Origin of the sequence: Pseudomonas sp. NFACC16-2 (assembly GCF_900119205.1) — a bacterium.
GTDB classification, from domain to species: domain Bacteria; phylum Pseudomonadota; class Gammaproteobacteria; order Pseudomonadales; family Pseudomonadaceae; genus Aquipseudomonas; species Aquipseudomonas fluorescens_Q.
On the sequence record NZ_FPIX01000055.1, the window covers coordinates 1 to 13,395 of the forward strand.

A 13,395-nucleotide genomic window follows, 5' to 3' on the forward strand; every position below is an offset into this window, starting at 1 on the left:
GGTCACGGGGAATCTCCAACGCTAGCTCGCCAAAGTCGCCTTTGAGCGTCTTGCCGCTATGGCCGTTGCGGGCATTTCCTTCTGCATTGGTCACCGCTGCGCTTTTGTCATGACCCAGATGTTCGGTCATTTCAGCTTCCAGGGCACGTTCGACCAGCATCTTGGTGAGCTGCTTGAGCAGACCATTTTCGCCGATCAGATCTTCAGGCTTTCGGTAATTGGCCAACAGACTGTCGGCCAGCTTCACCAGCTCAGGATTGGGTTTGACTCGTTTAGTGCGCTTGGGCTCGGTCATTGAGACTCCTTGGGAAAGGCAGTGTGCACCTAATGACCGTTTACACAAACTTCAGAACACCCTCGATTTGAGGGGTCAACCCTTTAACCCACTCACCCGAGCAAACTCCATCAATCCACCGTCATGCCCAAGCCCCAACTTGTCCATGGCGGTGCGTTTTTGTCGGCTGATGGTTTTTTCACTGCGATTGAGCTGGGCTGCAATCTGTCTGCCCGACATCCCGTGCACGAACAGCCTCACCACCTCCAGCTCCCGTTCGGAAAGGCTCACCCGGTTGGCGTCCGAGCGCGTGGCGGCCAAGGTTTGCCCTCGCAGAAGCTCAAGAAAAGCCGGGCATGCATACTGCCGCCCCTGAGTGACACCGAGGATGGCCTGTTTCAGTTCCATCAAAGGACTGCGTTTATCGAACAAGCCGTTCACGCCGGTATTGAGCAAGGCCTGCAACACGGACGGATTGCGTAGCATGGTGATCACGATCAGGGGGCAGGCGCGGTAGTGGCGTTTCAAATAGCCCATCAGGGCCAGGCCGTCCGGGAACTGCCCATCGGGCATCGAATAGTCGCAGATGACCAGGTCGCAGGGGGTGCGCTCCAAGTGCTGGAGCAGTTCATCGGCGTTGCGAGCCTTGGCAACCACTGAAAACCCAGCCCCCGCCAGGACCATTTCGATACCCGTCAGCACGACGGGGTGATCATCGGCAAGGATGATGCGTATAGGGTTGTCCGAAGAAGGCCTGTGCGACACTCGCGTATCGTCACAGGTGCTGAGGCCGAAAATGTCGCGGCATTCGGGCGTGTGGTTCAGATTCATTGCTGCCTCTACAGGGGTCAAGTACATCCCGACCGCTGCTGACAAGCCGTCGGAGCGCTCAGATCAAGCCTCGTTCGCGCGCGATTTTTCCCGCGAGATGACGCGAACTGACGCCGAATTTTCGGCGAATGTTGTTGAAGTGATAATTGACGTTGGCCTCGCTGCAATCAACGATGACGGCAATCTCCCAAGAAGATTTGCCAGCCTCGCTCCACTGCAGGAACTCCTTCTCCCGATTGGTGAGTCGGATCGCTTGAGCAGGTTTTTTTTCCGTGGAGTGGTAATGGTCCTGGTATGGCGCCGAACGTCCAGAAATCGCGGTGCTGTGGTACATGACTGAAACTCCCATTCATCATCATTATTTGATGGCGTGGGGGTGGCGGAATCTTCCCACTTCTTGATGGCATGGTTCGCACTACCCGTCTTCAAGCCTGCAGGCAGGGCTGAAAGCACGGTTTCGTTTATAGCTTGATTCAAAGCACCTGAAACCTGTCAGACATTACAGGTGGGGGACTCTAATGAGTAATGGTTGAAAAGGCTGTCAGCCAAAGCGCCTGATTTTGTGGGATTTATTTCCGTCTGGTTGACGATTCCGTTTGTCCTGACCAAGCAAAAACCAGGAGAAAGCGAGGCTAGGGAACATGGCATAAGTGAAAATCGCCATTTAAATTTGCATTCAATCAACCCCGGGTATATACACGCACCATGCTTCCTTCCCAATGCTTGTGCATCAACCTGCGTCGTGCCGCCCGTGGCGTCAGCAGGTATTACGACGGCGCCCTCGACGGCTTCGGGATCAACGTTGCCCAGTATTCTCTACTGAACAACCTGGCGCGCCTGGACCAGCCGAGTATTTCCTCCCTGGCCGAGGCCATGGGTCTGGATCGCAGTACCCTGGGGCGCAACCTGCGAGTGCTCGAAGGCGAGGGGCTGGTGGCGTTGGCCGAGGGCGACGACTTGCGTAACCGCATCGTCGTGCTCACTGACGCGGGGCACGCCCGGTTGGCGGCAGCACTGCCGGCCTGGGAAGCGGCGCAGCAGAAACTGATTGATAAGCTGGGCGCCGAAAAGCGTGCGACCTTGCTGGCCTTGCTGGATGAACTGGCGTGAAGCCGGTTCGTTCGATGATAAGTGGGTATATACCCGCGACCGGAGAACAAGAATGACATCGATGTGGCGTACCTGTGGTTGGGTCCTGGTGGGCAGCGCGCTGATCCTGGCGTTGTCCCTGGGCGTGCGGCATGGCTTCGGCCTGTTCCTGGCGCCCATGAGTGCCGAGTTCGGCTGGGGCCGTGAGGTATTCGCCTTCGCCATCGCCTTGCAGAACCTGATCTGGGGCTTGGCGCAGCCGTTCACCGGCGCGCTGGCCGACCGCTTCGGTGCGGCGAAAGTGGTGCTGATCGGCGGTGTGCTGTACGCACTGGGCTTGGTGTTCATGGGCATGGCCGATTCGCCATGGTCCTTGTCGTTGAGCGCGGGTCTGTTGATTGGCATTGGCCTGTCGGGCACGTCGTTCTCGGTGATCCTCGGGGTGGTTGGGCGGGCCGTGCCGCCGGAAAAACGCAGCATGGGCATGGGTATCGCCAGTGCCGCCGGTTCCTTCGGCCAGTTCGCCATGCTGCCCGGTACGCTGGGGCTGATCGGCTGGCTCGGTTGGTCGGCGGCCTTGTTGGCGCTGGGGCTGCTGGTGGCGTTGATCGTGCCGCTGGTGAGCATGCTCAAGGACGCGCCGTTGCCGGTCGCCGGCCATGAGCAAACCTTGGGCGAAGCCTTGCGTGAGGCGTGCAGTCATTCCGGGTTCTGGTTGCTGGCGGTTGGCTTTTTCGTTTGCGGGTTCCAGGTGGTGTTCATCGGCGTGCATTTGCCGGCGTATCTGGTGGACCAACATCTGCCAGCCAGCGTCGGCACCACCGTGCTGGCCCTGGTCGGGTTGTTCAATATCTTCGGCACCTATACGGCCGGCTGGTTGGGCGGGCGCATGTCCAAGCCACGCCTGCTGACCGGGTTATACCTGGTGCGGGCGGTGGTGATCGGCTTGTTCCTGTGGCTGCCCGTGACCACCACTACGGCGTACCTGTTCGGCATGGCGATGGGCTTGCTGTGGCTGTCGACGGTACCGTTGACCAACGGCACGGTAGCGACCTTGTTTGGTGTACGAAATCTCTCGATGTTGGGTGGGATCGTGTTCCTGTTCCACCAGTTGGGTTCGTTCCTCGGTGGTTGGTTGGGCGGGGTGGTGTACGACCGCACCGGCAGCTACGACTTGATCTGGCAGGTGTCGATCCTGCTCAGCCTGTTGGCGGCGGCGTTGAACTGGCCAGTACGTGAACGTCCGGTGGCGCGCCTGCAAGTCCAGGCCGGCGCAGCATGAGTCGCATCGGTCCGTGGTTGATCGCTGCCGGTGCTGGCCTGCTGCTGGCGTTCGCCTGGTGGGGCTGGCATCAGGGCGGATTGGCCTTGATGCAGTTGGGCATGGGCAACTGCTGACAATGGACGGCGTCGGACGCTGCGAGTAACGTCTTGGTCTGACGTGCTTTTAAGGAAAATCGACATGTTGATGCGCTGGTTTGCTGTTCCCGCCCTGTTGCTGGCTGTGACCGGGCAAGTCTGGGCCGCTGGTTGCCCACCGTTGCTAGAGGGTTCGTTGCCCAAGCTACGGGCCAAGGAAACCATCGATCTGTGCCAGCGCTTCGCCGGCAAGCCGCTGGTGGTGGTCAACACTGCCAGCTTCTGTGGGTTCGCCCCGCAATTCAAAGGTCTTGAGGCGCTCAACCGGCGCTACAAGGACCAAGGGCTGCAAGTGCTGGGTGTGCCGTCCAATGACTTCAAGCAGGAGTCCAAGGACGGCGCTGAAACCGCCAAGGTCTGCTACGTCAATTACGGCGTGACCTTCACCATGACCGAACCACAACCGGTGCGCGGCGCTGACGCAATACCGTTGTTCAAGCACTTGGCCGAACAGTCCGGTGCGCCGAAGTGGAATTTCTACAAATACGTCGTGGACCGTCAGGGCAAGGTCATCGCCAGTTTTTCCAGCCGGATCAAGCCCGATGATCCTGAGTTCATCAAGGCTGTAGAAGCCGCCATCGCTTCGAAACCCTGATCGCCAGCCACGAAAAAGCCCCGGCTCTTTGCAGAGTGCGGGGCTTTTTTCGTTTCAGCGGCGAGGCGTTCAGCTTCGCCGTGCATCATCAGAAGCGGTAGGTTGCACCGACACCAAAACCGTTGGCGCTGTTTTCGTATTCAGCGTTGTAGGATTGGTTGAGAGCGTTGCTGCCACTGACTTTGACTTTTTCTTCCTTGAGGTAGGAATACGCCACGTCAATGGTCAGGTCGTCGGTTGGGCTCCAGCCGGCACCGAGGCTGAAGATGGTCCGGTCGCCAGTAGGAATGCGTGGTGAGCGATCGGCGTTGTTGGTGGGCGCCTGGTCGAAAGACAGGCCGGTACGCAGTACCCACTGTTTGTTCAACTGGTAGGAAGTCCCGATGGCGTAGGCCCAGGTGTCGTGCCAGTTTTGTTCTTCGGTGATGGTGCCGAGAGCAGGGTTCAGTAAACCACCGCCGCTGCTAGTGCCTTCGTTTTCCACAGTGATTTCTTTCAGACGGCTCCAACGAGTCCAGGTGCTGCCAGCGTAGACGGTCCAGGCATCATTGATTTGTTGAGTGACCGAAAAGTCCACCGACTCAGGCGTGGTGATGTCCAGCGAAGCGTCGTAGCGACCGTTGGTAAGTAGGAAGGCAGGCGTCCCGGCGCCCGGGTTCACTTCAGTGTGACCTTCAAGCTTGTACTTGACCTTGGAATGGTAGGTCAAGCCGACACGAGTGGTGTCGGTTGCCTGGACCAGCACGCCGACGTTGTAGCCGTAGCCAATGTCGTCACCCTTGATCTCTACGCCGGCCTCGGGCAGGCCCGGTACGCCCAACTGCGATTCCAGGGAGCCGGAAATACGGTTGATGGTCGGGCCGAAACCGATCGATACCTTGTCGTTGAAGGCATAGCTGACGGTTGGCTGGAAAGTGACGACTTTCACTTCGCTCTTGCTGCCGAAACTCCGGCCCTGGAAGCCGTTTTCATAATCGGTGATCAAGCCAAACGGTGCGTAGACACCCAGGCCGAAAGCCCACTGATCATCGATAGGCTTGACGTAATAGCCCATCGGAACGCCGGTCAGCGGGACCATGTCACCCTTGTTGGTGCCGGACTGGGTGCCGCTGGCATCGTTGATATCGGTGGAGGCATCAATGGCGGCGAAGCCACCGGTGACTTGCTGGCGCTTGAGGCGCGACATGCCGGCAGGGTTGCCAAAAACGGTGCTGGCGTCATCGGCAACGGAAGAGCGACCTGCGAAACCAGTGCCCATGCCACTGATGCTTTGTTCGTTCAAGGCAAAGCCACTGGCGAAAAGTTGGGTGGATGCCAAGGTAACGGCAAGGCCAAGGGTGGTTTTGAGCATGATTTTTTTCATTGTTAGAACTCCTGATGATCACCGGGGCGAAAATTACCAACATTTTCGTGCAAGCGCTATAGCCCGTATCGCTTGATTTAGAGGGGTTTTGTAGGACAATCCGACCAGATTCGCGACCGTTGCAGGAAGTTTCCAAATTTCCCATCAGCAAGCGACCTGATTCAGTGATGAAACACAGCTTCGCCAGGCGCAGGTGAAATCTCGCAGGCGCCCTTGGGGGTGGAAGGTTTGTCGCCAGATGCGGGCCATGCCAAGCAGGTCATCGGCTTCGGGAAGCGGAGTGTTCTGTTCCTCCACCAGCAGCCAGGCAATGGCGGTGGCATAGCGCAGGTTGACGGTCAATTCCAGATGCGGGCCGCTGAGAAAGGCGTGCTGGCTGGCCAGGCCGCGTACCAGGCTGGCACGTTCTGGGTCCAGCGCCAGGTAATGGTCCCAGAGTGCCTGGTGTCGGGGCTCGGTAATGCGATACAGGCCATGCCCGCGGCGATCATGCAGGGCTGAACCCAGGGCGGACTGGCTGGCGGCAATACCCAGCAACAAGGATTCCGCAGTTGCACTGTGACGCTCAAGGTAGAGGAGCGTCGGGCGGATCACATATCGACACAGTTCGCTGGCAGCGATACCCATAAAACCCTCGAAGTGTGAAATGGGCGGAGCCTGAAGAGTGTGGGCTTGGCAGCGGTGGATCGGTCCAGGCCCCGCCGGAAGCGGATCATGCCGCTTGACTTGAAGTGTAGTGTCATATTTGCGTTGTAAAGGACTGTTTTTAAAACATCTTCAACGAACGGTTATAACTGTTATATCCCTTGGTACTTACGCCGTTTCGCTTAATCGAGGAATTGCAGGCAATAAAAAACCCCGCTTTTTGGGCGGGGCCTTTGGGGGGGCAGCCTTTCTGGCGTCTCAGGCAACCAGTGCCTGACGAGTACGCTCGATCACGGCCTGCAGCGGTTCGGCGCTGGAGTACTGATCGGGGTACAGGCGTTCGCTGTGACGGGCGATGCCGTGTTCGTTGACCAGGGTGAAGCTGAAGCAGCCTTTGCGAGCGGCCATGATCAGGCAGTTCATCGGGGCAAAAGCATTGGTTAGGGTGCGGATAGCATCCTGTGCGTGGATTTGAGTGGACATGTTATGGGTGTTCCTGCAAATGACACGGTTAAGAACCGTGCAGCGTTAAAACGTTCCAGTAACGTCGACCACCATTGGTCGAACGAAGAACCCGACTGGAACAAAGCAGCCAGTTTGAGCGCTATATAAAGTGCGCGCTTGGGCTGGCAGGTAGGTACTTAGGAGGGCAGGCAACACATCGAGGGCAAAGGTTCTGGGCCCGGGGTGAAGATCCTGATCAATTTTGCAGGTTGGTTCGGTCAGAGTAATGAGCCTGGCAACACCCTTTGCATTCGATCAAAGGCTGCGTTGACGCAAGGTTTACCTGGAAACCATCGAGGGGGTCGGTCTCCTTTTTTCGGTGAGGCGTCCTTTGAAGGATGGCTGACCGTGGAGATGTGTTCGACCCGGAATTGACTTTCAGCTTGGTACTAACGCTGCGGATACTAACGGATCGAACTCGTGAAGGGAAGGGCGTTGGTTAAAAAATATTCAAATGGGCCATAAGAGAAAGGCCAAGCCATGCCTGTCTGTACCGGGGGACAGGATGGACACGGACCCCGTGGCGAGGGAGCTTGCTCCCGCTGGGGCGCGAAGCGGCCCTGCTTTTGGGGCTGCTGCGCAACCCAGCGGGAGCAAGCTCCCTCGCCACCGACATAGCACAGGATCCCGAGGACTGCGGTGCATCCAAGCCACTGTTGCGCCGGGCAGGGCCTCAAGGTTATCCCCAGGTTCTGCTGCCAAACATACAAAAAAATCGCAGCCTTATAACCCGTTCGGATGTTACTTGTGCACACTTGCGACGCGGCTTGTCACCGAACTGTCATGTGCGAACAATCCGGGGTGGGTGCCTGCATCCAAAATTTAAGTCAATGAAAAACATCGCTTTTTTTTACTGGTGAAAAAATCGTCAGTTTGAGCGCAGGCCCCGTTCCACAGGGCTTTGCGCGAGTTAAGGGGGGGTTGTCCACTGAGTTATCCACAGCTTCTGTGGATTGTCCCAAGCGCTTGCTCTAGCACGGGCGTGCCGGTTTTTTTCGGCTTTACCCGTACGAAAAAAGGAGTAGAGTGGCGCGCCTTCCGATCTATCCCACAGTGTTTTATGAAGTTTCGCTCCGTATCAAATCCTGTTACCTCCACACCCCCTGGTGTTACCCCACCCAAGCGTATTTCCATGCGGGTGGCTGAGTGGCTGCTCGACAGCCCGCGCCTGGGAGATAGCCCCAGCGTCAAGCACTTGGCCGGCCGGTTACTCAAGCAACCGGCCCGCGAAGGCGTGGTGGCCGCTCAAAGTCGCCTCGGACAATTGATGTGCCGTGAATGCGGCAACGCCCGGGATCGCCGCATCGGCCAGGACCTGCTGCGCCAGGCCGCGCGGGCCGGCGATGATCGAGCCCGCCGGGCCCTCGGTGAAATCGAAGGCTGAAAACGAAGACCGAGCTGGGCAACCCCCGGCCGCTTGGTTAACCTTCGGGCTTTATTTGATCGGCAGGAATTGTCATGGCTATGGATTTGACCAGCCTGTTGTTTGGCCTGGCAGGCGCTGCGGTGCCGTTGCTGGCACTGGCCTGGCACCTGCAACGCCAGGCCGCCGCCGCGCAGACCGAACTGGCCCTGCTGGAAGAGCGCCTGGCCACGGCTCACATGGCTCACGACGGCCTCAATGCCCAGCTTGATGCCTGCCGTGACGAGATCAGTGATCTGAGCCAGGCCAATGCCGCCAAGCAAGCCGAGCTTGCCGCAGCCTGCCGTGAGGTCGAGTTGCTGCAGATCGAGCGCGACAACGCCCGGGATGCGGCCCACGCCTGGAACCTCGAGCGCGCCAACAAGGAAGCGGAACTGCGGCGGCTCGATGCCCAGGCGGCGTCGTTGCATGCCGAACTGCGCGAGCAGCAAGAAAGCCATCAGCAACGTCTGGATGATCTGCAAGGTTCGCGCGACGAGCTGCGGGCACAGTTCGCCGAGCTCGCCGGAAAAATCTTCGATGAGCGTGAGCAGCGTTTCGCCGAAACCAGCCAACAGCGGCTGGGCCAGTTGCTCGATCCGCTGAAGGAGCGCATCCAGTCCTTCGAAAAACGTGTCGAAGAAAGCTATCAGGCCGAGGCCCGGGAACGTTTCTCCCTGGGCAAGGAGCTGGAGCGCTTGCAGCAGTTGAACCTGCGCCTGAGCGATGAAGCCACCAATCTCACCCGTGCCCTCAAGGGCCAGAAAACCCAGGGTAACTGGGGCGAGTTGATCCTGGAGCGGGTACTCGAACATGCCGGCCTGGAGAAGGGCCGTGAATATCAGACCCAAGTCAGCCTCAAGGGCCCGGATGGCGAGCGTTTCCAACCAGACGTGTTGATTTACCTGCCCGGCGACAAGCAAGTGGTGGTCGATTCCAAGGTCAGCCTCACGGCCTATCAGCAGTACGTGGCCGCCGAGGACGACGCCATTGGCCAACACGCCCTCAAGCAACATGTGGCCTCGTTGCGCGCCCACGTCAAAGGCTTGGCCGGCAAGGACTACAAACGCCTGGACGGTCTGCACAGCCTGGATTTCGTGTTGCTGTTCGTGCCGATCGAAGCGGCATTTTCCGCCGCCCTGCAAGCCGAGCCGAACCTGTTCCAGGAAGCCTTCGATCGCAATATCGTGATTGTCAGCCCTACCACACTGCTGGCGACATTGCGGGTCATCGACAGCTTGTGGAAGCAGGAACGCCAGAGCCAGAACGCTCGGGAAATCGCCGAGCGAGCGGGGTGGCTGTATGACAAGTTCGTGCTATTCATCCAGGACCTGGACGAGATCGGCAGTCGCCTGCAGCAACTGGACAAGGCCTACAGCGCAGCGCGCAACAAGCTGACAGAAGGGCGCGGCAACCTGATCAGTCGCAGTGAACAGCTCAAGCTCCTCGGTGCCCGGGCGAGCAAGAGTTTGCCCGCCGATTTGCTTGAACGGGCGATGACCGATGCGGATGGGCTGCCTGAGTTGCCTGAAGAAACGGCAAAAACCCAGGACTGAAGCAAGAACCCAAGCCTGGAGCAAGAACCCAAGCCTGGAGCAGAACCCTGTGGCGAGGGGATTTATCCCCGCTCGGCTGCGCAGCAGTCGCAAACCGGCTAGCACGGTTCATCTGGCACACCGTGGTGTTTGGTCTTGGGGTTGCTGCGCAACCCAGCGGGGATGAATCCCCTCGCCACAGGTTCCGTGCCCGGTTGGGGAATGCCAGCGCCTACAACGGCAAATGCCGACTCAACAACGCTCGCAACGCCGCCGGCTTCACCGGTTTGGCCAGGTAATCCAGGCCCGCCGCATGCACCTGGGCAATCATTTCGGGCCGGCCGTCGGCGCTGATCACCACGCCCGGGATCGGTTCGCCCATGCGCGTGCGCAGCCAGGCCATCAGCTCGGTGCCGGTCTCGCCATCGTCCAGATGAAAGTCCACCAAGGCCAGTTGCGGTCGTCCGCCCTGGGCTAGCCAGCGCTCGCACTCTTCACGGTTGCGCGCGGTCCAGACCTGGCAACCCCAACGGGTCAGCAGGCTGTCCATGCCGATCAGGATGCTGTCTTCGTTATCGACACACAGCACCTGCGCGCCGCTGGGTAAGTGACCGTTGAGCTCGGCCACCGGGCTGGGAGCGACGGCCTGGGGGCTGGCCAGCGGTACGCTGACGCTGAACACACTGCCGCGCCCCGGCCAGGAACGCACGCGCAAGGTATGGCCGAGCACGCGGCACAACCCGTCGGCGATCGCCAGGCCCAGGCCGAGACCTTTTTCGGCGCGGGTCTGGTGGCTGTCCAGGCGTTTGAATTCTTCGAAGATGACCTGCTGTTTGTCTTCGGCGATGCCGGGTCCACGGTCCCAGACTTCCAGGCTCAACTCCCCATTGCGCCGTCGCACGCCCAGCAGCACCGGCCCCTTGGCGTAGCGGAAGGCATTGGTCAGGAAGTTCTGCAAAACCCGGCGCAGTAACTTGATGTCACTGTCGACCCGTAACCGCGAACCGCGCACCCTGAATTTCAAGCCTTGTTCCTGGGCCAGCGCGGTGAACTCGGCGCCAAGGGTATCGAACAGTTCGTTGAGGACGAATGGCTTGCGCTCGGGGTTGATCTTGCCATTTTCCAGGCGGGAGATGTCCAGCAGGTCGGTGATCAGGTCTTCGGCCGAACGCAGTGAGCTGTCCAGGTGATGCACCAGTTGTCGGGCTTCCTCCGGCAAGCCTTCGTGCTGGTGCGACAGCGCGGCGGAGAACAGCCGCGCGGCGTTGAGCGGTTGCATCAGGTCGTGGCTGACCGCCGCCAGGAACCGGGTCTTGGATTGATAGGCCGCTTCGGCGGTGCTCTTGGCTTCGGTCAGGGCCAGGTTCAGCTGTGACAATTCCCGGGTGCGTTCGGCCACCCGTTGCTCCAGCCCCTCGTTGGCTTCGGTCAGCGCTTGTGCGGCCTCACGGAACGCGGTGATGTCGGTGAAACTCATGACGAAACCGCCACCGGGCATCGGGTTGCCGATCAGCTCGATCACCCGACCGTTGGGAAACAGTCGTTCAGAGGTATGGGCGCGGCCCTGGCGCATCCAGTGCAGGCGTCGGGCAACGTGGACTTCGGCTTCGCCTGGGCCACAGAGGCCACGTTCGGCGTTGTAGCGGATGATATCGGCAATGGGCCGGCCAACACTGATCAAGCCGTCCGGGTACTTGAACAGTTCCAGGTAGCGACGATTCCAGGCCACCAGCCTGAGGGACTGGTCGACCACGCTGATGCCCTGGCTGATGTTCTCGATGGCGCCTTGCAACAGCGCGCGGTTGAACTGCAGCACTTCCGAGGCTTCGTCTGCGATCCGGACGACGTCTTCGAGCTGCATCTCCCGACCTTCAATGGCGGCCTTTACCACAGCCCTTGTCGAAGAGGCCCCGAGTACACCGGCCAGCAGGCGTTCGGTGTGGGCGATCCATTCGCTGTCGGCATTCTGGGTCGGGTTGAAGCCTTTGCCCTGGCGGTAGGCAAAGCGAATGAAACTCTGTCGCGCCCGCTCCTCGCCGACGAAGCGCGCGGCCAGTTGCAACAGGTCTTCGATGTGCACCGCCAGCATTGAGCGGGGGTTGGGGCGGGCGCTGATTTCCTGGCCGATGAAACGTCCGGCCTGCCAGTGTTCCGACACGCGTGTGCGCGACAGCACGGACACCCAGGCAAACAGCGTGAAGTTACCGGCCAGGGACAGGACCACCCCTTGAGTCAGCGGGGTAATCGGCAGGTTCAATGGATTGCCGTGCAACCAGGCCAGGCCGGGGAAGCTGGTGAGCGACCAGCCAAGGCTGTGAGCGGCGATCGGCAACACCAGGGTGTAGAACCACAGGAAAATCCCCATGGCGAGGCCGGCGAACACACCGCGGCGGTTGGCCTGTTTCCAGTACAGCGCGCCGAGCATGGCCGGGGCCAGTTGGGTCACGGCGGCGAAGGCGATCTGGCCGATAGTCGCCAGGCTCGCCGTCGAGCCCAGCAGCCGGTAGCTGACATAAGCCAGCAGCAGGATCACGACGATGCTCACTCGCCGCACCGAGAGCATCCACTGGCGGAACACTTCGAAGGGCCGCTCGGCGTTGTTGCGGCGCAACAGCCACGGTAACAACATGTCGTTGGAAACCATGGTGGACAGCGCCACGCTGGCCACGATCACCATGCCGGTAGCCGCCGAGGCGCCGCCAATGAACGCCAGCAACGCCAGGGCCGGATGGGCCTGGGCCAACGGCAGGCTGATGACGAACGAGTCCGGCAGCACTGAGCTTGGCAGCATCATTTGCCCGGCGAGGGCGATGGGCACCACGAACAGAGCGGCCAGGGCCAGGTAGGCGGGGAATACCCACTTGGCCAGGCGCAGGTCCTGAGGCTCGATGTTCTCCACCACGGTCACGTGGAATTGCCGCGGCAAGCAGATGATCGCCATCATCGCCACCCCGGTCTGCACCACCATGGATGGCCAGTTGATGGTTTCTTTCCAGTATTGCTCCAGCCGTGGGGCGAGCATGGCCTGGTTGAACAGATCGTCGAAGCCGTCGTACAGGCCGTATGTCACGAATGCACCTACCGCCAGGAAGGCGAACAGCTTGACCAGGGATTCGAAGGCAATCGCCAGCACCATGCCACGGTGGTGTTCGGTAGCGTCCAGGTTGCGCGTACCGAATACGATGGTGAACAGCGCCAGGATCAGCGAGACGATCAGCGCGGTGTCCTGGGCGCGGGTGCCCATGGCATCGGCGCCGGCACCGATCAACAGGTTCACCCCGAGCACGATGCCCTTGAGCTGCAAGGCGATGTACGGCAGCACGCCGACCAGGCAGATCAGCGCGACCACCACCGCCAGGGATTGGGACTTGCCATAGCGGGCGGCGATGAAGTCGGCAATGGAGGTGATGTTCTCCTGTTTGCTGATCATCACCATTTTCTGCAGGACCCACGGCGCCAGCACCAGCAGCAGGATTGGCCCGAGATAGATAGGCAGGAACGCCCAGAGCTGTTCGGCGGCCTGGCCGACGGCGCCAAAGAATGTCCAGCTGGTGCAATACACTGCCAGCGACAGGCTGTAGACCCAGGCCCGCACCCGTGGTGGCAACGGTGTGCTGCGCCGGTCGCCGTAGAAGGCGATGGCGAACATGATGGCCATATAGGCCAGGGCGACAACGGCGATCAGCCCGCTGGACAACGACATGGAAACTCCCGGACAAAGACACCGGGACTTGAGCC

Annotated in this window: 12 protein-coding genes; 5 read left to right on the forward strand and 7 right to left on the reverse strand. The window is 60.1% G+C overall.

The window, feature by feature from the left end:
• The 3 genes from BT116_RS27395 to BT116_RS27405 form a co-directional block, all read right to left on the reverse strand.
• On the reverse strand, nt 1–295 hold a 295-nt coding region (locus BT116_RS27395), incomplete at its 3' end, for a transposase (protein WP_175557962.1).
• Between the two features lie 75 nt (nt 296–370).
• Nucleotides 371–1,105 carry a response regulator gene (locus BT116_RS27400; RefSeq protein ID WP_063324768.1) on the reverse strand — a complete coding sequence of 245 codons (735 nt, stop codon included), beginning with the start codon at nt 1,103–1,105 and terminating at the stop codon, nt 371–373.
• Nucleotides 1,106–1,163: 58 nt separating this feature from the next.
• The gene (locus BT116_RS27405; protein ID WP_063324769.1) at nt 1,164–1,439 is read right to left on the reverse strand and encodes a response regulator transcription factor; all 276 of its coding nucleotides are present in this window, start codon (nt 1,437–1,439) and stop codon (nt 1,164–1,166) included.
• Nucleotides 1,440–1,810: 371 nt separating this feature from the next.
• Between BT116_RS27405 and BT116_RS27410 the strand changes: the two genes are divergently transcribed.
• The 3 genes from BT116_RS27410 to BT116_RS27420 all read left to right on the forward strand — a co-directional run bounded on the left by BT116_RS27410 (nt 1,811) and on the right by BT116_RS27420 (nt 4,208).
• Nucleotides 1,811–2,215, forward strand: a complete 405-nt coding sequence (locus BT116_RS27410; protein ID WP_072348667.1) for a MarR family winged helix-turn-helix transcriptional regulator — start codon at nt 1,811–1,813, stop codon at nt 2,213–2,215.
• A gap of 52 nt (nt 2,216–2,267) precedes the next feature.
• A complete protein-coding gene (locus BT116_RS27415; protein ID WP_063324771.1) occupies nt 2,268–3,476 on the forward strand; it encodes an MFS transporter in 1,209 nt (402 codons plus the stop codon).
• Nucleotides 3,477–3,656: 180 nt separating this feature from the next.
• Complete coding sequence (locus tag BT116_RS27420; RefSeq protein ID WP_072348669.1) at nt 3,657–4,208, forward strand: glutathione peroxidase; 552 nt, start codon at nt 3,657–3,659, stop codon at nt 4,206–4,208.
• Nucleotides 4,209–4,296: 88 nt separating this feature from the next.
• Here BT116_RS27420 and BT116_RS27425 read toward each other — a convergent pair whose 3' ends face one another.
• The 3 genes from BT116_RS27425 to BT116_RS27435 form a co-directional block, all read right to left on the reverse strand.
• Entirely contained in the window at nt 4,297–5,571 is a 1,275-nt protein-coding gene (locus BT116_RS27425; protein WP_072348671.1) for an OmpP1/FadL family transporter, read from the reverse strand.
• Nucleotides 5,572–5,715: 144 nt separating this feature from the next.
• Complete coding sequence (locus BT116_RS27430) at nt 5,716–6,198, reverse strand: hypothetical protein (protein ID WP_063324774.1); 483 nt, start codon at nt 6,196–6,198, stop codon at nt 5,716–5,718.
• Between the two features lie 276 nt (nt 6,199–6,474).
• Nucleotides 6,475–6,699, reverse strand: coding sequence for a hypothetical protein (locus BT116_RS27435; RefSeq protein ID WP_003204606.1), 225 nt, complete (start codon nt 6,697–6,699; stop codon nt 6,475–6,477).
• Nucleotides 6,700–7,780: 1,081 nt separating this feature from the next.
• Between BT116_RS27435 and BT116_RS27445 the strand changes: the two genes are divergently transcribed.
• Both BT116_RS27445 and rmuC read left to right on the forward strand, forming a co-directional pair.
• Nucleotides 7,781–8,104 carry an SEL1-like repeat protein gene (locus tag BT116_RS27445; RefSeq protein ID WP_072348674.1) on the forward strand — a complete coding sequence of 108 codons (324 nt, stop codon included), beginning with the start codon at nt 7,781–7,783 and terminating at the stop codon, nt 8,102–8,104.
• A 188-nt stretch (nt 8,105–8,292) separates the two neighbouring features.
• Nucleotides 8,293–9,678 carry a DNA recombination protein RmuC gene (rmuC, locus tag BT116_RS27450; protein WP_170846012.1) on the forward strand — a complete coding sequence of 462 codons (1,386 nt, stop codon included), beginning with the start codon at nt 8,293–8,295 and terminating at the stop codon, nt 9,676–9,678.
• A 211-nt stretch (nt 9,679–9,889) separates the two neighbouring features.
• Here the strand turns inward: rmuC and BT116_RS27455 are convergent, their stop codons facing one another.
• On the reverse strand, nt 9,890–13,360 hold the full coding sequence (locus BT116_RS27455) for a hybrid sensor histidine kinase/response regulator (RefSeq protein ID WP_072348678.1): 3,471 nt from the start codon (nt 13,358–13,360) through the stop codon (nt 9,890–9,892).
• Between the last annotated feature and the right edge of the window lie 35 nt (nt 13,361–13,395).

Coding starts and splice junctions, on each gene's coding strand:
- BT116_RS27400 (WP_063324768.1), bottom strand. CDS start 1,105: ATGAATCTGAACCACACGCCCGAATGCCGCGACATTTTCGGCCTCAGC.
- BT116_RS27405 (WP_063324769.1), bottom strand. CDS start 1,439: ATGTACCACAGCACCGCGATTTCTGGACGTTCGGCGCCATACCAGGAC.
- BT116_RS27410 (WP_072348667.1), top strand. CDS start 1,811: ATGCTTCCTTCCCAATGCTTGTGCATCAACCTGCGTCGTGCCGCCCGT.
- BT116_RS27415 (WP_063324771.1), top strand. CDS start 2,268: ATGACATCGATGTGGCGTACCTGTGGTTGGGTCCTGGTGGGCAGCGCG.
- BT116_RS27420 (WP_072348669.1), top strand. CDS start 3,657: ATGTTGATGCGCTGGTTTGCTGTTCCCGCCCTGTTGCTGGCTGTGACC.
- BT116_RS27425 (WP_072348671.1), bottom strand. CDS start 5,571: ATGAAAAAAATCATGCTCAAAACCACCCTTGGCCTTGCCGTTACCTTG.
- BT116_RS27430 (WP_063324774.1), bottom strand. CDS start 6,198: ATGGGTATCGCTGCCAGCGAACTGTGTCGATATGTGATCCGCCCGACG.
- BT116_RS27435 (WP_003204606.1), bottom strand. CDS start 6,699: ATGTCCACTCAAATCCACGCACAGGATGCTATCCGCACCCTAACCAAT.
- BT116_RS27445 (WP_072348674.1), top strand. CDS start 7,781: ATGAAGTTTCGCTCCGTATCAAATCCTGTTACCTCCACACCCCCTGGT.
- BT116_RS27455 (WP_072348678.1), bottom strand. CDS start 13,360: ATGTCGTTGTCCAGCGGGCTGATCGCCGTTGTCGCCCTGGCCTATATG.